The sequence below is a fragment of the Nocardia sp. XZ_19_369 genome (assembly GCF_015355715.1).
GTDB lineage: Bacteria > Actinomycetota > Actinomycetes > Mycobacteriales > Mycobacteriaceae > Nocardia.
This window is the reverse complement of record NZ_JACVED010000014.1, coordinates 164,318-181,273: the sequence shown is the minus strand read 5'-3', so window position 1 is coordinate 181,273 and position 16,956 is coordinate 164,318. Positions and strand designations below refer to the sequence as shown.

General features: G+C 64.2%; 19 protein-coding genes. 10 read left to right on the top strand and 9 right to left on the bottom strand.

Annotation, left to right across the window (positions count from 1 at the left end):
* Both IBX18_RS39795 and IBX18_RS39790 read left to right on the top strand, forming a co-directional pair.
* A complete protein-coding gene (locus IBX18_RS39795) occupies positions 1–168 on the top strand; it encodes a hypothetical protein (protein ID WP_194838580.1) in 168 nt (55 codons plus the stop codon).
* Between the two features lie 6 nt (positions 169–174).
* Positions 175–672: a hypothetical protein gene (locus IBX18_RS39790; protein WP_194838579.1), complete on the top strand. Its 498-nt coding sequence runs from the start codon at positions 175–177 to the stop codon at positions 670–672.
* 135 nt (positions 673–807) lie between these two features.
* Here IBX18_RS39790 and IBX18_RS39785 read toward each other — a convergent pair whose 3' ends face one another.
* From IBX18_RS39785 to IBX18_RS39775, 3 genes are read right to left on the bottom strand one after another with little or no spacing between them, the layout of a single operon-like run.
* Complete coding sequence (locus IBX18_RS39785; protein ID WP_228542515.1) at positions 808–1,698, bottom strand: response regulator transcription factor; 891 nt, start codon at positions 1,696–1,698, stop codon at positions 808–810.
* The gene (locus IBX18_RS39780; RefSeq protein ID WP_194838578.1) at positions 1,695–2,312 is read right to left on the bottom strand and encodes an RNA polymerase sigma factor; all 618 of its coding nucleotides are present in this window, start codon (positions 2,310–2,312) and stop codon (positions 1,695–1,697) included. The genes IBX18_RS39785 and IBX18_RS39780 overlap by 4 nt, the downstream gene beginning before the upstream one ends.
* Before the next feature lie 51 nt (positions 2,313–2,363).
* Positions 2,364–2,672 (bottom strand): hypothetical protein, encoded by a 309-nt coding sequence (locus IBX18_RS39775; RefSeq protein WP_194838577.1) that lies wholly within the window; start codon positions 2,670–2,672, stop codon positions 2,364–2,366.
* A gap of 802 nt (positions 2,673–3,474) precedes the next feature.
* On the opposite strand from IBX18_RS39775, the gene IBX18_RS39770 reads away from it, so the two are divergent.
* Complete coding sequence (locus IBX18_RS39770) at positions 3,475–5,688, top strand: ATP-binding protein (RefSeq protein WP_194838576.1); 2,214 nt, start codon at positions 3,475–3,477, stop codon at positions 5,686–5,688.
* A gap of 56 nt (positions 5,689–5,744) precedes the next feature.
* On the opposite strand, the gene IBX18_RS39765 is transcribed toward IBX18_RS39770, so the two are convergent.
* Entirely contained in the window at positions 5,745–6,389 is a 645-nt protein-coding gene (locus IBX18_RS39765; protein WP_228542514.1) for a cutinase family protein, read from the bottom strand.
* Between the two features lie 620 nt (positions 6,390–7,009).
* Here IBX18_RS39765 and IBX18_RS39760 point away from each other — a divergent pair.
* Positions 7,010–8,311: a hypothetical protein gene (locus IBX18_RS39760; RefSeq protein ID WP_194838575.1), complete on the top strand. Its 1,302-nt coding sequence runs from the start codon at positions 7,010–7,012 to the stop codon at positions 8,309–8,311.
* A gap of 426 nt (positions 8,312–8,737) precedes the next feature.
* On the opposite strand, the gene IBX18_RS39755 is transcribed toward IBX18_RS39760, so the two are convergent.
* Positions 8,738–9,295 (bottom strand): hypothetical protein, encoded by a 558-nt coding sequence (locus IBX18_RS39755; RefSeq protein ID WP_194838574.1) that lies wholly within the window; start codon positions 9,293–9,295, stop codon positions 8,738–8,740.
* 91 nt (positions 9,296–9,386) lie between these two features.
* Here IBX18_RS39755 and IBX18_RS39750 point away from each other — a divergent pair, with 91 nt between their 5' ends.
* The 3 genes from IBX18_RS39750 (at position 9,387) to IBX18_RS39740 (ending at position 13,020) form a co-directional block, all read left to right on the top strand.
* Positions 9,387–10,517 (top strand): hypothetical protein, encoded by a 1,131-nt coding sequence (locus IBX18_RS39750; RefSeq protein ID WP_194838573.1) that lies wholly within the window; start codon positions 9,387–9,389, stop codon positions 10,515–10,517.
* 692 nt (positions 10,518–11,209) lie between these two features.
* Positions 11,210–11,749, top strand: a complete 540-nt coding sequence (locus IBX18_RS39745) for an RNA polymerase sigma factor (RefSeq protein ID WP_194838572.1) — start codon at positions 11,210–11,212, stop codon at positions 11,747–11,749.
* Entirely contained in the window at positions 11,746–13,020 is a 1,275-nt protein-coding gene (locus IBX18_RS39740) for a pentapeptide repeat-containing protein (RefSeq protein WP_194838571.1), read from the top strand. The genes IBX18_RS39745 and IBX18_RS39740 overlap by 4 nt, the downstream gene beginning before the upstream one ends.
* A gap of 93 nt (positions 13,021–13,113) precedes the next feature.
* On the opposite strand, the gene IBX18_RS39735 is transcribed toward IBX18_RS39740, so the two are convergent.
* On the bottom strand, positions 13,114–13,299 hold the full coding sequence (locus tag IBX18_RS39735) for a DUF1508 domain-containing protein (RefSeq protein WP_194838570.1): 186 nt from the start codon (positions 13,297–13,299) through the stop codon (positions 13,114–13,116).
* A 209-nt stretch (positions 13,300–13,508) separates the two neighbouring features.
* Here IBX18_RS39735 and ligD point away from each other — a divergent pair, with 209 nt between their 5' ends.
* From ligD to IBX18_RS39720, 3 genes are all read left to right on the top strand, one after another.
* Positions 13,509–14,456 carry a non-homologous end-joining DNA ligase gene (gene ligD / locus IBX18_RS39730; RefSeq protein ID WP_306796608.1) on the top strand — a complete coding sequence of 316 codons (948 nt, stop codon included), beginning with the start codon at positions 13,509–13,511 and terminating at the stop codon, positions 14,454–14,456.
* A gap of 359 nt (positions 14,457–14,815) precedes the next feature.
* Complete coding sequence (locus IBX18_RS39725; RefSeq protein WP_306796607.1) at positions 14,816–15,328, top strand: DUF4913 domain-containing protein; 513 nt, start codon at positions 14,816–14,818, stop codon at positions 15,326–15,328.
* Positions 15,329–15,346: 18 nt separating this feature from the next.
* Positions 15,347–15,580 (top strand): hypothetical protein, encoded by a 234-nt coding sequence (locus tag IBX18_RS39720; protein ID WP_194838568.1) that lies wholly within the window; start codon positions 15,347–15,349, stop codon positions 15,578–15,580.
* Positions 15,581–15,637: 57 nt separating this feature from the next.
* Here the strand turns inward: IBX18_RS39720 and IBX18_RS39715 are convergent, their stop codons facing one another.
* The 3 genes from IBX18_RS39715 to IBX18_RS39705 form a co-directional block, all read right to left on the bottom strand.
* Complete coding sequence (locus IBX18_RS39715) at positions 15,638–16,048, bottom strand: hypothetical protein (protein ID WP_194838567.1); 411 nt, start codon at positions 16,046–16,048, stop codon at positions 15,638–15,640.
* Entirely contained in the window at positions 16,045–16,323 is a 279-nt protein-coding gene (locus IBX18_RS39710; protein WP_194838566.1) for a hypothetical protein, read from the bottom strand. Before IBX18_RS39710 ends, IBX18_RS39715 begins: the two co-directional genes overlap by 4 nt.
* 138 nt (positions 16,324–16,461) lie before the next feature.
* Positions 16,462–16,824 carry a helix-turn-helix domain-containing protein gene (locus IBX18_RS39705; RefSeq protein WP_194838565.1) on the bottom strand — a complete coding sequence of 121 codons (363 nt, stop codon included), beginning with the start codon at positions 16,822–16,824 and terminating at the stop codon, positions 16,462–16,464.
* Between the last annotated feature and the right edge of the window lie 132 nt (positions 16,825–16,956).

The window sequence follows — 16,956 nt, the reverse complement described above, 5'->3', positions numbered from 1 at the left end:
ATGGCAAACTTAACTGGCCCCGCCGAAGACGGCGAACCACCCACCCCACCACCTGACCCGCCCCCACCACAACAGCGCCCACCCACGGACAAGACCTGGAAGACCACCGAGTTCGTCCGCGACGGCAACGGCGATGGCTCCGAGCCGACCATCAAGAAATCGAAGTAACCAGCGGTGAGTGAGCAAGGCAAGACCTACTCGGCATTCATCGACAACGAACTGAGAGCCGAGTATCAGCGACGCGCGGCATACGACGCCCGCGCCCAGTCGTTGGTGACCAGCTCGGGTGTGCTGGCGGCCCTGCTCAGCGGAGCCGTAGCAGTGATCAAAACAACCGCAGCTCCGCAGATCTCTTTGCCGGTGACCCTTTCCGTAGGGGCCACGTTGTTGATTCTCATCGCAGCCGCCGGCTGCGGAGCGGTCGCTGGTTGGAACAAGCAATACGTCGTACTCGACGGCCAGGCACTCAAGAAGTTCGGCGCTGATAAGTGGGAAGACCACGAGGTCGACGCTCGCAACGATGTCCTGGACGCAATGTCAGACACGCTGATCAGCCTGCGGAACGGTACAAACTTCAAAGCCGACTGGGCGGCCTACGGCCTGATTGTGCAAGTGGCCGCGATACTTTCGCTGGGAGTGGTCGTCGTGCTCCTTGCAATCTCCTCGCTATAGATTCAGGTGAGCACACGGTTCGTTCGTCCTGTCGCCCACGATGTTTCGCCTCAGCGTTCGACTCACGGCATGTCCGCCAGGCCTTGCTGTTGCCCTGAACAGACATCCAACCGCGCCCCTTGCCACTTGTCGGCGTCAGTGCGGAAAGTCGCCGATGATGCCGTCTTTGGTGGCTTCTCGTAGCAAATCAACACGCGTGCGGACCGGACGGCCCACCTCGGCGTAGCGGCGGCGGATCCGGCTCAGGTAGTCGTTGACCGTGTGCTCGGACATGCCGAGCTTGTGCGCCACCATCGCCGCGGTCTCGCCGTTCGCATAGTGCTCCAGCACCTCTCGTTGCCGCGGCGGCAGATCGATGTCGGTCAATGCCTGGTCGCTGTCGAGGGCCGAGGCCCACGCCATCGTCGGCGCCTGCCTGCCGGAGGCAGCCGCGCGGATCATCGCGGTAGTGCGTTCGACCGGGTCACTCTTCAACGCGACGCCGAGCACACCGGCCCGGGCGGCCGAACGGATCAGGTCGCGCCAATCGCCGGAGGTATACACCACACACGGAATATCCATGTCGCGCAACAACTCCACGTTCCCGCGCGGGGCGGAGCCATCCGCCAGGCGCAGGCCAACAACGGCCAGGTCGAGATCGGTCGCCTGCTCCAATAGCTGCGGCACTGTCTGCGCGATGGCCACGACCGACAGATCGGGTTGATCGGACAGAATCGCGGCCAGGCCGATCGCGGTTGCCTGGTGTTGCTGGACGATGCCGATCCGGCGAACTGTGCCCGCCGCCGCGTGCGGGCTGGGCAGGTCGGTCACGGCTACTCCCGCCATGGTGAGCAGTCGACGGATCGATGATTCTGGTTCATCGGCGGTGCCGGTGAGCGTGGCTTTGAGATCGGCCCACCCGGCGTCGGTGTCGCTACTGTGACCGGTGGCGGAGAGGTGTTCGCCGAGTTGGTTGAACGCGGCGCGCAGCAACTCATCGTGGTCCGCGGGCTCAGGCTGCGGGAGCGGGGGCGTGGTGTCGGTCATTGGGTCTTCTCTCCTCGCTCGGCGACCGGACTGTCGGTCGATCCAGTCGGGGGTCCGTCCGTCGTCCGGATCTCTCGATCGGTGCCGGCGGCGATGAGCTTGTGGCGGATGGCCTGTCGTTTGTTGCGGATCGTGGTCGCGGTGGTGGCCAGTACCGCGGCGATCTCGGGTGCTGTCAGGTCCATTCCCCAGGACATGAATGCCGTCGGATACTCCGTGATCGGGTCGAGCACGGTCGACGCGGCCTTCCAGAACCGTTCGATCATTATGGCGCTGAGCAGAGCTTCGACGCCGTCGTCGATTTCGACGTCGGCGGCGTCGGGGACCAGCTGCACGGGGCCCGCGCCGCGGCGCCAGTAATCCTTGGCCAGGTTGGTCGCAGTCGCTTTCAGGATCGCACCGACGACCGGCGGTGCCATCCCCCGCAGCTTGAGGCCATACTTTTCGATGACAGCCAGAAATGCTTCTTTGGTCCAGTCCTCGGCATGGCGACCATCGCCACCCGCAGCGGCCAGCAGATACCGATATAGGCGCTGGTGGTGTGCGCGGTAAACCACTTCGAGTAGGTCGGCTTGCGCCAGTGTCAACCGACGGCGCGGCTTCTGCTTCCTCACCGACCTGCCGCCCAGCGGACATTCGGTTTCTGCAAGCGCTGCGCTACCGCTTTAGCCATCGGTGTTCCGGTCCGCGCCGCAGCAGTCACCAGACGCTGTGCCACGCTCAAAGTGCTCCGAACAACAGGACGATGCGTCATCGACCTCACCAGATCCTGCCTCTAGTGGATCGGTCACCTCGACGATATGGGCGTAACCGCGACCGAGACGCCGGAATTCAGTAACTACCCGCACATCACGGCCCTGCGCGCCGACGATGATCATGCGGGTGTAGCGGTACTGCTGGCAGCGGTGAATCACCCCGACCACGCCGAGCCACACCGCGCCCGCCGCGCCCAACCACACCACCCACGGCGGCATCTGGGACAGCGCAACAGCTGCCGCCGGTGAGAAAGTCATCATGAGCCCAAAACGCCTGGGGCTCCGACATTGTCATTCTTCGCAGGTCAGAGCTGCGTGGAGCGGTAGTCGGTCGTCGCCGTGCGCCGGTGTCGACCCAGCGGGACACGGTCAGCGTCGCACTGCTCGCTGCTCTGCTGGCGCCGCGCTGCGGTCACCACCTCGCGGCCCGCACGTATCCGGCCGGTGTGAATCTGGGTTCAGCCTAAGTGGTTTGGCGGCAGCGGGAGATTTCTGCCTGCCGACGAAACGGTCCCCGGCCGACACCGGGGACCGCTTACCCTGATTCGCACAGACCCGTTGGCATCAGGCGCGCAGCCGATTAGGAGTTGGCTCGCCGGACAGTGATGACCGCTGTCGCTACACCCGCCGCCGCGACGAAAACCTGAGCCGCAGCTGCCCAATCGGCGAGGAACCCGACAGGGATCGACACGAGCAGGCAGATCGTCACCCCCATGAGGAATGGCTTCCACCACGGGGTTTCAGATGCGGGAGGGGTGCTCTGAGGGGTTTGGGGCTCTATGCTCATAGGAAGCTCCTTCTGTACAGGAGTGAACGATGCTTGGCCCCCTGCCTCAATCAGGGGGCCAAGCTCTTCCGAAACCTCTGAACCTCTGCGGCATTCACCGTCGGCGCCAGTTGCTTCGCATCAGATTATGCAGCGTGTATGAGCGCACCTTTACAAGCTGACGACCCCGGGCGCAGACTTTACAAATGAAAATCGTGGAAATCCGGTTGCGCAGAGCTGGAATCAACTGAAAACGTGGCGACCGGTATTTCTTTTCCTCATCATTTGCCCGACGGTCCGCACCGTGAACTGATGGTCCGACTGCACGGGGTTTACAGCCGGGCCGACGTCCCGCCGCTGCGTCGCCTCGAAGAAGAGCTCAAGGGCTCCGGTATCTCCTATAGTCACACCACGATTCGAGCCGCTCTCAAGGGTGAGCGAATCCCCCGGGGCGGCGGGGTGCTGGTCCATCTCTACGAGCTGCTCTGCACTCGATCCGGGGAGGAAATCGATGACACAGCCCGCGACGAGTTCGACACCCTGATCCGCGCTGCCCTCCGAGAGCAATCCGCGAATGATCGTGGCCGAGCGGTTTCCGCCGCCGAGGTACCTGTCGTGACCGACGCTGTGTTGGACCCCAACTCGGCCGCCGCTGCGTCGACTGCCGAAGTCGCACCTCACTCACAGAGTGCCAACACGTCCGAGCCCACGGCGGTGACGATCACCGAATTCGAACTCTCGGCCCACCAGCAGGAACCTGATGCCGCAGAAGGCGAGTCCATCGACAGCCGTCATCTCGGGTCGGCCGGTGCGGCGGCGCTCACCCCGGTAGTGGCCACAGCCCAGACTCGTAAACAGTTCGCCGAAGCGCTCACCGGGTTGCGGGCGGCCCGAAAGATCAGTCTGCGCGGGTTGGCGCACCTCGTCGGCATGCCAATGGGGACCTTGGCCAGTTGGTTCGGAGGTAGCTCCCTGCCCGGCGAAGAGGTGGGCTTTCGCTGTGTCCTTGGTGAACTCGGCGTAAGGGACCTAGCCCAACAGGAAATCTGGCTTGCCGCGCTCGACCGGGTGCGCGGAATTCCAAGCAGCGCGATGGCCGCCGCCAACGTGCCGCCTTATCGCGGACTCGAGGCGTTCGACACCGACGACGCTGCCTTCTTCTTCGGCCGTGCCGATGTCGTCGAGCAACTCGTGGCCCAGGTGGAATCGCAGTTCCACGCTGACTCGCCCCGGATCGTGTTCGTCGTCGGCGTCTCAGGTGCCGGCAAGTCCAGTGTGCTCAATGCCGGTTTGATACCTCAACTCTCGCAGCGAGGACGGAGGCACATCACGCTGAATGGAGCACCTCTGCCGCAATTGCTGTCCGCCCTCGCCGATCTCCCTGCAACCCCGCGCACGGACGTGGTCATCATCGATCAGTTCGAAGAAGTTTGGACCCTCGGCGGTCACAGCGCTGACCTGCCGCGCCTGTTCGAACTCATCACATCCCCCGGCCAGGACGGCCCCGTCTACGTCATCAGCCTGCGCGCCGACTTCTACGCCCACGCCGTAGCACGACCCGAACTCGAAGGGGTGCTGGAGAAGCCCACCGTCGTCGTCGGCCCGATGACACGCGACGACCTGCGCGCGGCTATCGTCGAACCAGCGCGCGCCGCCGGCATGACCATCGAAGATAGCTTGGTCACCGTTCTGATCAACGAATCCGAAGACGGTGGAGCCGGTGCATTGCCGCTGCTCTCGCACGCGCTGCAACAGACGTGGCAGAACAGCTCACGGGCACATCTATCGCTGTCCGCGTACTTCGAAACCGGCGGAATCGCCCAGGCCATCAATCAAACCGCCGAAGCGGTATATCTCTCGCTGACCGATACCGACAAGCAGCTGGCCCGGCGGGTTTTCCTGCGACTGGTCGTGGTCACCGAACAAGGCTCCGCCCGGCGTCGGGTCGCCACCGAGGAGCTAGACGGCCCCCGTGCCACAGAGACTTTCGGCGTGCTAAAGAAGTTTGCGGCCCACCGCCTCATCACCCTCGGCCAGGGCACCGTGGAGATCACCCACGAAGCCCTGCTGACCGGATGGCCCAGACTTCCCGGATGGATCGAGGACAACCGCGTAGCGCTGCTTGCCCACCACCGCCTCAGCGCGGACGCATCGTCCTGGGCCGACGCAGGGAGATGGCCCGAATACCTTTGGCGCGCAAACCGATTAGCGGCGGCTTGGGAATGGATCATCGCCAACGATGCCCAAGAGTCTCTCAACAGTGTTGAACGCGAGTTCATCGATGAAAGTCAGCGACATGTGTCGCGGGCAAGACGTCGAGAGCGCATCCGCCGCAATGTGCTCGGTGTCGGCGCGGCGGCGCTGATCCCCGCGATCATTGTCGCTGTAGTCAGTTCGATGGCTAACCCGCTGTTCTGGGCTGTCACGGTCCTGGCTGGAATTATCATCTTGGTGGCCGCTCTCGAGTAGGTGACAGCTTAGCCGCGCTGACCTCTTTCAGACCGGGCCAGCGATCCGGTGCCGTTTCAGTATTGAAGAACGCTAGCGGTGAATTGCGCTGCGGCAGTGATGGTGTCGCCATAGGCGACGTGGGCAAACGGCTGACTCCCGCCGACCTGGCAGACCGGATCACCGTGGGTGCACCAGCTGCCGGTCTGCCACGGGCCGGGCAGTCCCGCTTGGCCGACCAGCCGAAGTGGGTCACCGAACAGCAGGACAGTTGAGATTCGAGGGGCGAGATATGTTGGTAGACGCACGGTTCCGGGGATTGCGCCGGCGAGGTCATTGCCGAGTGCAGCGTGGACCACGGCCGCGCCCTGGGAGTATCCGGCGACCACGAACCGCTGCTCGGGGCACGCGGTGGACATCTCGATAAGGTGCCGGACTAGATCTGCGCTGCCCCGGCCGACAGACATAGGGTCGAGCAGCTCAGCTGGGTAGGCCACCGGGTAGGTCGTCACGGGCATCTCTAGTACACCGCGAAGTGCGACTGTCAGTGGATCGCCGATCGCGGCACCGAGATAGCCCGGCTCCCGCGTCCCGCGCGCGACGATGAGTTCGATTCCGTTGGTGCAGGTCGGCTCCGCGACCGCGGCAGGCGTTACGCCGCTCACGCCGAGTGCACCGAGCATCAGCACTGTGAGCAGGGCGCAGGTGGTTCCCCGGATCATCGATCGTGTCGATGGGGCAGCGCGAAATCGGCAGGCGCGCAATGAACTCAGCATGGCTGTCATGCTGTCGGTGCCGTCGCCGCGTGGGCTGACCGTTCGCACGCGCGGTGGAAGATCGCACGCATTGTGCAAGAGCGACCGAGACGCCGGACACAACGATGTCCACACCGCCGAACGCGTAAACCCTACTGCCCCAGCGGCCGTCTTCGTTGTGGACCACCGCCCGTAGCGCCCCATGCCACGATGGCGGTATGGCCGATAACCCGCAAACCCGACTCACCGCCGCGCAGCTCCGCGCCGAGCTGATCCGAGCGATGAGAGCCCAGCCGTCGTCCGCGGAGTCCGATGATCCAGCGAGTAGCCCTGGTGACGCCCAAGCAGATCAGCCACAGCGTGGGGCTACCGACATCCAGAACTGACCTGCCGGCCCGCTCTCCGCGCGACAGCGGCACACCCTCCTTGCTGACCCGAAGCGCGCCCTGCTTACCTCCACTCCACGCCACACCGGGCGTGGGTTATCCGGTGGCACAGGCGATTCGGGCCCGCAGCATGAAGGTGCCCTTGTTCCGGGATGGCCTTCCCCAGGAGCTCGTGAGGGCAGACGGGAAGGGGCCGCCACTGTGGCAGAACGCCGACGTGACTCCGATACTGCGCTGGGCCGGATGGTGGCCGCGACCGTGGCCAACTTGGACGCCCTCAACGATCAATCCGCCGCCAACCTGGCCGAGGTCGGCCTGTACACAGCCACGAAGGCGCTGGCCCGGGGCACCCCGGTCGAAGCGGTCGACTTCTCTGCTCTCGATGACATCCCGTCCTCGGAGGCTCCGATGGTGGCGAATCTGATCCAGACCACTGCCACCTGGACGATGTGGGAGACCCGTCGCGTCGTCTACGCGGTGCACCCGCAGCTGGCCGGTGAATTGGCCGCGGTCAACTGGGACACGTTGCCTGCCGGGATCATTGACCGTTTGCCTCACGACAATCCGCTGACCGTGTTCGCCGAACCGGTCACCTGCACCGCGCCCGGCGGTGGAGACGCTGTCGCGCTCGGATTCCTGCTGACCGGGGTCGACACCGTCAGCAACCGCTACTGCGACGTCCACGACCCCGCCCGAACCCACCTGTACTGGTCGCTGTACCTCGACCAACCCGACACAGTTTCGGTGGTGGCGTTGTCCATGCCCACCACCGCGGGTTCCACCTTGCGTGTGGATGACGTCGCCGCGCGCGCCGCGACCAATATGCGCGTCGCCGATCTCGGCGATCCCGACCGCAAGTTCGGACGTACCCCCGCCCAGATCCAGCAAGCGCTGACCCCGATGATCCCGATCATGAGGTTGGCGGTGGCCTCGACCGTCTACTTGTGCAGTCGTGAACCCGACACCGCTGTAGCGGCCACCGGAATCCGCCGCCGCGTCCGGACCCGCGGAGAAGTGGTGGGCACCCGGCGGCGCGAGAAACCCGCAACCGTGGTCGAAGTCGGTTGGCGCCTCGGGCCTCCACTGCCGTCCCCACGCCGCGTCACGACCGAAACCGGGGAGCACACAACAGCTTCGGAGCAATCCGCGTCTGGCGCGCAGAAGGCACCGCATAGTCGGCGCGCGCACCCGCACCTGTACTGGACCGGGCCCGGCCGCACAATTCCGGTGGTCAAGCGGATCGCCCGTATCGATGTCAACGCCCATCTGGGTGCTCCGAAAGCCGCCACGATCGTGCCGGTGCGCTCGACTCACCCCAGCGCGACCGGGGACCCGACGACCGACATGCATGACGCGCTGGCTGCCGCGTCGGCCCCCCACCAACACAAATCCGCTGTGGCGGGCAGGCCCGTCCCTATGACCTCCGGCGTCGCCACCGACCGGCCCACAGCGGACCTAGAGCAGTCGACGGCGAACCTCGCGGCCGGTGCGGAAGCGAGCTGACAGCGTGTGCGGCCCCACTGCTGGGCTGATGGACAGCGCGGCCAAGTGTCCAACGACGTGTCCCACCGTGCCGACGCTAGACGCGTCGAGTGAGGCCGATCACAACCCGCGATCGCGGTGAACTGGGGACTTCCTCACCGAGGTGTCCAGTTGGGCAGTTGGACACCCGAAACCCATCGAGTAGGACGCCTACAGTCGTTGCCAGGCAACATGTCGGTGGTTGCCTGACTCCCCTCCTGGAACGCATGGCGTGCAGTCGAGACAAGGGGAACATCGGTGGACACGGGCCGGTTGGCGTCGGACCCCCACCACACGGTCGCCTCACCAGGGTGGCCTCGCGGGCCTCGGGTCGTTCAGATCGGGAACGACCCGGGGCACCTCGGCCCTGCGGCAAGCCGACACCGCCGCAGTGCGCGCATAGCTGGATTACAGCCCGGCAACGGCGGCGTAGTCGCTGCCGACCGCTGCTTCCGCCCTGTGCGGCACACATCCCGGCTCAGCACCACCGGCGGTGTCGACGCCTGGTGCGACGATCCGCACGCCGCTGCGCAACGCGACCGCGGCCGCCTCGCTGGGCTGGGCATGCCCGTGCGGTATCGGCTTTCCCGCCTGATCTGAGCTCTGTTGGGACGGTCCGCCGGATTCGATGGCGGGCGCGTCCAGCATGTTCGCCAGCCCCATCTCGACCAATCGCTCTCGCAACCCGGCGCCGAGGCCGAAACGCGATCCGGTGTCGATCCCCTCGGCTTGCGTCCGCAGTACCGCGGCAACGAATTCCGCATCCGTGTCACAGATTGTCGTTTCGAGGTAAGCCCCGTCCAATCGCAGGATTGTCCGGTCGGTGGGGTTGCACCACAGGCCGAAACTCCAGTCCTCGCGCCCGGCCACCACCATCTGGGCGTAGCCACGTGACAACGATGCCCGTCCCATGTCGAGCAGGTCACGGTCGATCCAGCCGACCGGTAAACGCGAACGCGTCTCCATCCCCGACCAACTCCATCCTGTACAACCGCGTGTCCAGAAACGCCCCCGGCGCGAGACGCGCAGCGGGGTGCCTTGTTCCGAACACCAAACCATGGCCGCCCTCGCCCGCGCCGGCACAACGCACACCCGGTGTGACATCAGCTGCCGTTCACGGCGCGTCGAGTGGTGGGTGCAGCAGGCACTTCCCGAACCGTACTGCCGCACAGGAAATCTCGGTACCGACAGTGGCTATCGGCTGCACGCCCAGCTCGTCACCTCCACATCCGGGCGTCCCGAGGTGGCCTACGATCCCCAGGTGATGCGATCAGCATGGATCAAATGGGCTCGAGGTCTCGAACATCAGCGGGACTTGGCTCGTGAGATGCGGGTGTTCACCCAGAGCAGTTCCTATGAGTACGTTCGCTTCGACAACGGCGACAACGCCTCGGATCCGCTGGTCAAGATGTACTGGAAACTCAAAGTCACCCAGCCGTTTCCGGAGCGGTGGAGTGTCCTGATCGGCGACGTTCTCACCAACCTCCGCGCGGCGCTGGACCACACCTTCTGGGCGGCAGCCCTCGCAGCGACCGGTGTGCCGGAGTACCCCCACCGTGTCACCTTCCCGCTCGATAGCGAGGCAAAAAAGTTTCGGGGCAGGAAGGATCTGAAATCTCTGGTGACACCGCAATTCTGGGAGTTGGTAGAGGACGTCCAGCCCTTAAACACCGATCCGCCGCGGCGCGCACCGCTGGAATCGCTGCGATGGCTGTCCAACGTGGACAAACACCGTGCCGTTCACGTTGTCGGGCGGATGGCCTTCGATGCGGGACCTATCATTCTGGATCCTGACGGGAAGTACGAGATCCTGGAGCAGGAACGAGTTACCGGCGAGGTCGCCGATACGTCGGTTGTGGCACGTCTGAAGATGAAGCGGCCGAACAAGCCTGGAAGTCTCAACGTGTACCCGACTTTCCAGTATTCGCCATCGCTGCAGGTCAGCGAGGACCCTGCGGAGTTCGTCCCGCTGCACGTGGCGATGGATGCCATGTCCGAGGCTGTCCTGCACGTACTGGTGGCATCCACGTCCCTTCTCGGAGAACAGCTTCCGGGGGCAGACACTCTAGAGGTCGGTATGGGCCACGAGGCGGTCGCCGCAGAGTACGCCGGAGTAGTCGCGCGATTCCACAGACTGGACGGAACAGTCGATCACGTGGCGCTGCCGAAGGACGAGCTGGAGAAATAGCGTCCTGGCTAGTCCTCTAGTGCGGCGACATCACTCCCCGGATGCTTCTGCAGCCCTGGGTCCGGTGCCAGCAACTGATTTCGGCGAACCGGGAACCGTGAGCGGAGTCGGTGCGTCCTACTGAATAAGGGCTCGCCAACACCGCGGTGGGCCCGGCGCGACGGGCGCCGTCCAATCCCCTGACGCCCGAGTTCGCGCGGACCGACCGGTGCCGCCGGGACCTTCCTCCTCGACGGCGCCGGTCGCCGACGCCACGGACCAGAGAATTGGCTGTTGACCTGGGGATCTTGATACATCAGGCGGGTACAGCGTTTACGTTTCATGATGATGCCAGCCTGGAGCTCCCTGCCGTGGGGCTTCCCCTCGCTATGGTTTGTCCTACCGGTTGGGCTAGGTGGGCTCTGGTTGAGCATCCTCGGCTGTGTGTGGCGCTACCAAGCCCATATCCAGACGCGCATGATCCTGCGCGACGCACCTCATGGCAGTCGCGTCGTGTACATCACCCGTCGCCGAACCGTAGGGTCGGCCTGCATCGTTGACGTAGGTTCGGCGCCGCGTCGGACCCCCCGGGCACCGACCGCACCACCAGCCACTGAAATGCAGGTGATATGAGGGGTCGTCGCTCTCCGTCGGCAGATCGTGCGCAGTTCGAAATCCTCTACAGACGGGAATATCTGTCTGTTCAACGGTATTTGCTCTACGCCGTACGCGGAAGGATCCAGCACGCCGAGGACCTCACCCACGAGGTCTTTTTGCGGGTGTGGCGTACCTACGGTGCGAAAGCCGAGCAGATGAAAACCGCCGAGCTGCAACAGCTGTTGATCACCGCTGCCAAGCACTGTGTGATCGACGCGTGGCGCCGGGACAGCAAGCTGGTCTTTTGGCAGGCATACCTCGACACCGACGTCCCTGTCGATCCTGCGCCGGAGTGCGGTGCCGACCCCCTCGACACCGTCGTCGACGCCGACGTGATGCAGCGGTTCTTCGAGTTGGCGTCGACCAGGCTGACCGACGGCGAGTGGCGAGTTACTTTCTTGGGCTGTGGTATCGGGCATTCGGACGCCGAAATCGCCCACGAACTCGAAACGACGGTGAAAACAGTACGAACGCTTCGGTGGTCCGCACGCAAGAAACTCAAAGCGTGCGCGAGCCGTGACGGGTACGAAATCGTCTTCGGCGACACCGACCAACAGAGTTCGTCGACCCCCGGCATAGGAGAGGTGACGGTATGACCGATAACCGAGACCGACACAACACGGTCGAAGTAGTCACCGCCGGCCAGGCTTTCGAGAACCTGCGCCTGCACATCGCCGAGCACGCCGGTGAGCCAGACGTCGAGGCGGGGTGGGCGCGACTGTGCCAGGCAATGGACGAGGAACGTCCTACCGCCCGGTGGCGCCGCTCAGCGGCCTGGCTGTCATGGATGCGAGTCGCGAAGGTATCGGTGGTGTCGGGATTGATAGCCGCCAGCGTGGTGCTGGCCGCCACAGGCGGGTGGTGGCCTGCTCCGCTCGGTGTACTGATGTTTCTCGTCCTCGCAGACATCTGGCGGCAGCAAGAAGTCCGGTGGGAAGCCGAAGAACACGAGAAAAGGGAGCGCCGGTACCAAAAAGAGCTCGTGATCCGGCGGGCAGCCCGCGCCGCTAGGCGGGACGAACTCGACCAAGCACGACGTGCACGACACGATTTCGAGTTCCTGACAGTTGTCGTCATGCCTGCGGGCTGCCCGGTTGGTCACAGCGAGGGTGCGGCTGCCGACTTCACCGGCATGGATCTCAGCACTGTCGTTCTGTCGAAGCTCAATCTGATCGGTGCCAAGCTGTCGGGAACCATCCTGGACGGAACCAGCTTGCGCGGGGCGAACCTGTACGGGGCAGACCTTTCCGGCGCCGCACTGTTCAGGGCCGATCTGGCACGAGCGGACCTGACCGACGCAATCCTCGTCGGCGCCGATCTGACCGGGGCCGACCTCGGCGGTGCGCGGTTGGCCGGTGCGAACCTCTCCCGCGCCCGCATGACTGGCACGGTGTTGTCCAACGCCGTCCTGCAAGGTGCGAACATCACCGAGGCGGACCTCTCAGGTGCCATCTTGTCCGCTGCGGAATTGTCCGATACGGATTTGTCGGGTGCAGTGCTGGCAGGTGCGTACCTGTGCGGGGCGCACCTGCACAGTGCGAACCTCTCCGAGGCGTCAATGCCGGGAGCGAACCTGCGCAACGCCTATTTGTACCGGGCGAACCTTTCCAGGGCGGACTTGTCTGGGGCGAATTTGACTCACGCCGTACTGACCCACGCGGTACTGATCGACACCGACTTGTCCGGTGCGGATCTGTCGGCTCCGAGCGACCTACAGGACGTCACCTGGTCAGAAAAGACACTGTGGGGCAGGTATCGCAGCGAGGTGCAACGAAAGTCGATCCCGATCGGGCGCGGTCGCTACAAACTGAACCCGCAGGGCGGTACCACCCGCGACACCGTCCTGATGCCGAGTGTTCCGGTGTGACGCAGAGACGGCTATCGGCGGGGCCGACGACGACGAGACATGAGGGCGAGTTCGCGCCGTCAGACCGCTCGTGTAGTTCGGTGGTGGGCTCCGCTAATTGCCTGTGTTGTCTACGATTTCAGCGGTCGCGGCGTTCGTCTTGACCGAGTTGATTCCTTTTACCGCACCGGCTTTGGAGGCGTAGCCTTGGCTGGCGCATATCACTTCGCCGTTAGCGGCTACGAGGTGGAACCGGGTCTGTCCAGCCTTGTCGGTGAACAGCTCGAATTTGGCGGCCATCGCGTGTGCACCTTCCCTGACTCGAACTAGAAGCCTTGGACAACTACAGACTAGCCAAAAACACTCATTGTGGATGCATAGGCCGTCCACAGTCACGGAGATTTTCTTCGTAATCCTGGCTTCAGAGCTGGTAGACAGTCCGTGCGCCAGCGTGTCACACACCCGGGCGAACACGTTCAAAAGGACTTGCTGGAGGTACGCTGTGTGTTGTGTCAATTCCGGCACCGATGCTCGCCACCGCTGGTCCACCACCAGAGGATGACCAGCTGTGGGCGCGGGAAATGAAGTGGGACGGCGCGCGTGCGATCATTGCTCTAAGCGGATCGTCCTGCACGATTTATAGTCGCAACAAGCGCCAGCTTACAGCGTCGTTTCCCGAACTGGTGACAGCGCTTTCGGACTTGGCAGACGGACGTGAACTCTTGCTCGACGGTGAGATAGTGGCGCCTGACTCAGATGGTGTGCCACGATTCGGTCTGTTGCAACGGCGCTTACACGCTCGGCCGATTCCGCAACTGGTGCAAACGATTCCGGCCCAATTCTATGCTTTCGATGTTCTGCGCTCGGAAGGCGTTGATCTGACGAGCCGACCTTACCTCGAACGCCGCGCCGCGTTGCAGTCTCTGGGGTTGGCAAGCCGCTCGGTAGTGACGCCTCCGCATTGGCTTTCCATGCCTGCGCAAACACTGCTGGATGTCGCGGCCGAGCACCATATCGAAGGAATCGTCAGCAAACGCGTTGACAGCGCCTACATTTCGGGCAGGTCGCACTACTGGCTTAAACACCCCATCCGCAAAACGACGGATGCGGTCATCGTGGGATATCTTTCCCACCACGGAAGAAACGATTTCTTTCGATCCTTGATTCTGGCCGGGCACTCCCCCGACGGCTCGCTCACCTACGTCGGATGCGTTGGCAGCGGCGGATCGAGGGCCCTTCGCCGCATGGTGCAATCCCGGCTCCACGAAATCGCCATCCCGACATCGCCATTGGATGTGGCACCACCGGATGCTATTGCGCAGCACGCTCATTGGGTTGCGCCGAAATATGTGGCCGAAGTGACCTATCGCGAGTGGACAAATACCCTGCGGCACAGCGCTTTTCGGGGCCTACGCCTCGATATCGATCCAAGCCAGGTCGGCCTCCCCACCCCGTGAACGACGGCCACTCCATTGTGCGCCAGTCCGAGATCGGCGGCAGCTCAGCGGACCATACTGCGGAAATAGGATGCTGACATGATCGCATGTTAGCAACGCTGGATGAGCTTGCGTTGGGTAAGGCGGCGGCATCGTCTCCACTGGCGTGGACGCCCGGTTTTGAGCAACCCCCGCGGTATGCCTGGGAGACCACCCTCGGACACCCCCCACGTCTATCGACACCGAAGAGTGCGGTGCTCGGTGCCGGCCTTGCGCGTACACCGGCGGAAGACCATGTAGCCACGTCCATCTCGTGCCCTCCGGATCCGGCGCATCATTGGGTGCCAGGCGGCCTACCAACGGACAACATCCAGCCAGCGGTGGCAGACCGTTATCCAGACGACGGGTGCCGGTCGCACGCCGCACAGGCCGATGCGCTACAGACAACGAATCCAGTCGACCCGCTGGCCACCACGTGCGGCTGCCCCGCAGACGGCACAGCCCAGCAGTGGCAGTACCGGTCGCTAGGCGGGTTCCTGCGCGACTTCCTGGCTCACGCCTACGCCCGCCAAGTCACCGACAAGAGCGATACAGCGTGGTGCCCGGAGCCGTGGCGACACCGCGAGGGGTTCGAACGCCTTGGCACGCTGTGGCAAACCTACGAACACGCCATGCGAAACCCGGACCCCAAGGCGCTGAACGACTGGTGGCTCTTTTGCGCCGACCCCCACATGCGCGTCTTGCTCGATCCCGCAGGACCGTTCAAATTCTGCAGCGTCCGCTACGGGCACAAGGAGATGCTCCAGGCGCTACCGATGGACTTCGCCAAGGCGCCCGAGCTGTTCCTCGAGGTAGCTGCCCCGGTGTCCGCCGCATCAGACGCGGCGGCGTGAGTAAGGAAACGTCAAATTATGGCTGGTGAACACGACCCCGCGAATTGCAACAGCGCTGAGTGGGTGCGCAGGTTGATCGAGAGGGCGAACAAGACTTTGGAGGAGGCGCGACACCTCGGCGCTGAGATCAGGCGCGAGCAGCTGGAAGAGGCGCAGCGCAGCCTTGATCTCCAGCGAAACCCGATTGTGGGGGTTCTGCTCGACCACGAGCGCGGCACACTGGAGGTCGTTCGCCAACACGGACGTGACTGATCGCAAACGGGTGAAACGACAGCCCCGAATTCCCCCAGGTACCTCACCCCACGACGCTCAGGGCAGGGTATCGATGATCACGCGGTCGTCGAAGGTGCGCAGCAGATCTCCGCGGTGGGTCACGCATTGGAACCCCCGGCGGACCGCTTCGTGAACGACGTGGCGAGCAGCCAGCTCCGTCTCGATGTCAGCTTCGCTGCGGCTGGTCAGGCTCGCGGCTAGGGCTGCTGCGGCCTGACGATCGAGGTTGGCGATAACGGTGTGTGGCAGATTCAGCAGAACTTCGAGGATGTCGAGGCGTTGCTCGGGGATAACCCCCTGTGCCACGGTCAGCGCGGTCGTCGGGACCACGATGGTGTTGCCGATGCGCACGGTCGCCCACGCGGTGGCTTGGACATAGGGAAGTTGAAACGCCCACGCTTTCAACGCGGAGTAGTCGAAGACCACTCCGCTGAGTGCATCGCTCACGCGGCGCCGGCGTGGTGGCTATCGGCGTCCTCGTCGGGCAAGGGTGGATGGCCTTGGCGGGCCAGGGCGGCGTTGATCAGATCCACTGGTGGTCGCCCTCCGGACACCGCCTCGATGGCGGCAAGCGACTCCTTCTGAGCTGCGTCCAGGCTCGCCTGGACCGACACCGCGACGAAACCCGGAATGTCGGAGATGCGACCGGCGGCACGAAGTTTCTCCAGGCTCTCGGCGACCTCCTCCGGCACCTGGATGCTGACCTCACGCGTGTCGTCCATGCTGTTCAGGGTAACCCGGCCCGGCGTGTAAGGAAATCCGTGCGGGACTATCGGAGCCTTGCGGGGTCGGGGCGGCGGACCGAGCCGGTAGTCGGCCCTCCGGTGCCGCCACCGGGCGCGCCCGTTATGGCATCGACGTCACAGGCCCTCAGCTGGGCGGGTGAGCTCGAGGATGCCGTTGATGAGTACGTCGGGAGTAATTCCATACCGACACGCCAGTTCCCGAACCTGGGTGATGGTGGCTACCCCTCGCCCCGACTCCCAATCGTCGATCAGCGTCTCGCTGAACCCGGTGACCGCGGGCGCTTCTTCGAGGGGCACTCTGGCGGCGATCCGAATGTGGCGAAGCGTGTCACCAGCAATGCGGCGCGCGGCCAGCTGTTCTTCGGTCGCGGGATCATCCGCAGCGCCACAGTGCCCGAAGACCTCGCCCCATGTCGCGTCCCTGGGGTCGTCGGTCGAGGGAGCGGAGTTGTCCTCACCGTGCTGCGCGCCTGGCATAGCTGCGATCCTGGTTGTTCTGCCCTGCCGACGCCAGTCGGTGCCGGGGTCAGGTGCTCGGCCACGGCGGCGCCCGTATCTGGTGAACTGTCGCTGGGTTCATGATCAAGCTCCACGTGTCGAACGCGCATT

Coding starts and splice junctions, on each gene's coding strand:
- IBX18_RS39750 (WP_194838573.1), top strand. CDS start 9,387: ATGGCCGCCCTCGCCCGCGCCGGCACAACGCACACCCGGTGTGACATC.
- IBX18_RS39775 (WP_194838577.1), bottom strand. CDS start 2,672: ATGCCGCCGTGGGTGGTGTGGTTGGGCGCGGCGGGCGCGGTGTGGCTC.
- IBX18_RS39705 (WP_194838565.1), bottom strand. CDS start 16,824: ATGCCAGGCGCGCAGCACGGTGAGGACAACTCCGCTCCCTCGACCGAC.
- IBX18_RS39785 (WP_228542515.1), bottom strand. CDS start 1,698: ATGACCGACACCACGCCCCCGCTCCCGCAGCCTGAGCCCGCGGACCAC.
- IBX18_RS39795 (WP_194838580.1), top strand. CDS start 1: ATGGCAAACTTAACTGGCCCCGCCGAAGACGGCGAACCACCCACCCCA.
- IBX18_RS39735 (WP_194838570.1), bottom strand. CDS start 13,299: ATGGCCGCCAAATTCGAGCTGTTCACCGACAAGGCTGGACAGACCCGG.
- IBX18_RS39720 (WP_194838568.1), top strand. CDS start 15,347: ATGGCTGGTGAACACGACCCCGCGAATTGCAACAGCGCTGAGTGGGTG.
- IBX18_RS39740 (WP_194838571.1), top strand. CDS start 11,746: ATGACCGATAACCGAGACCGACACAACACGGTCGAAGTAGTCACCGCC.
- IBX18_RS39765 (WP_228542514.1), bottom strand. CDS start 6,389: ATGATCCGGGGAACCACCTGCGCCCTGCTCACAGTGCTGATGCTCGGT.
- IBX18_RS39755 (WP_194838574.1), bottom strand. CDS start 9,295: ATGGAGACGCGTTCGCGTTTACCGGTCGGCTGGATCGACCGTGACCTG.
- IBX18_RS39710 (WP_194838566.1), bottom strand. CDS start 16,323: ATGGACGACACGCGTGAGGTCAGCATCCAGGTGCCGGAGGAGGTCGCC.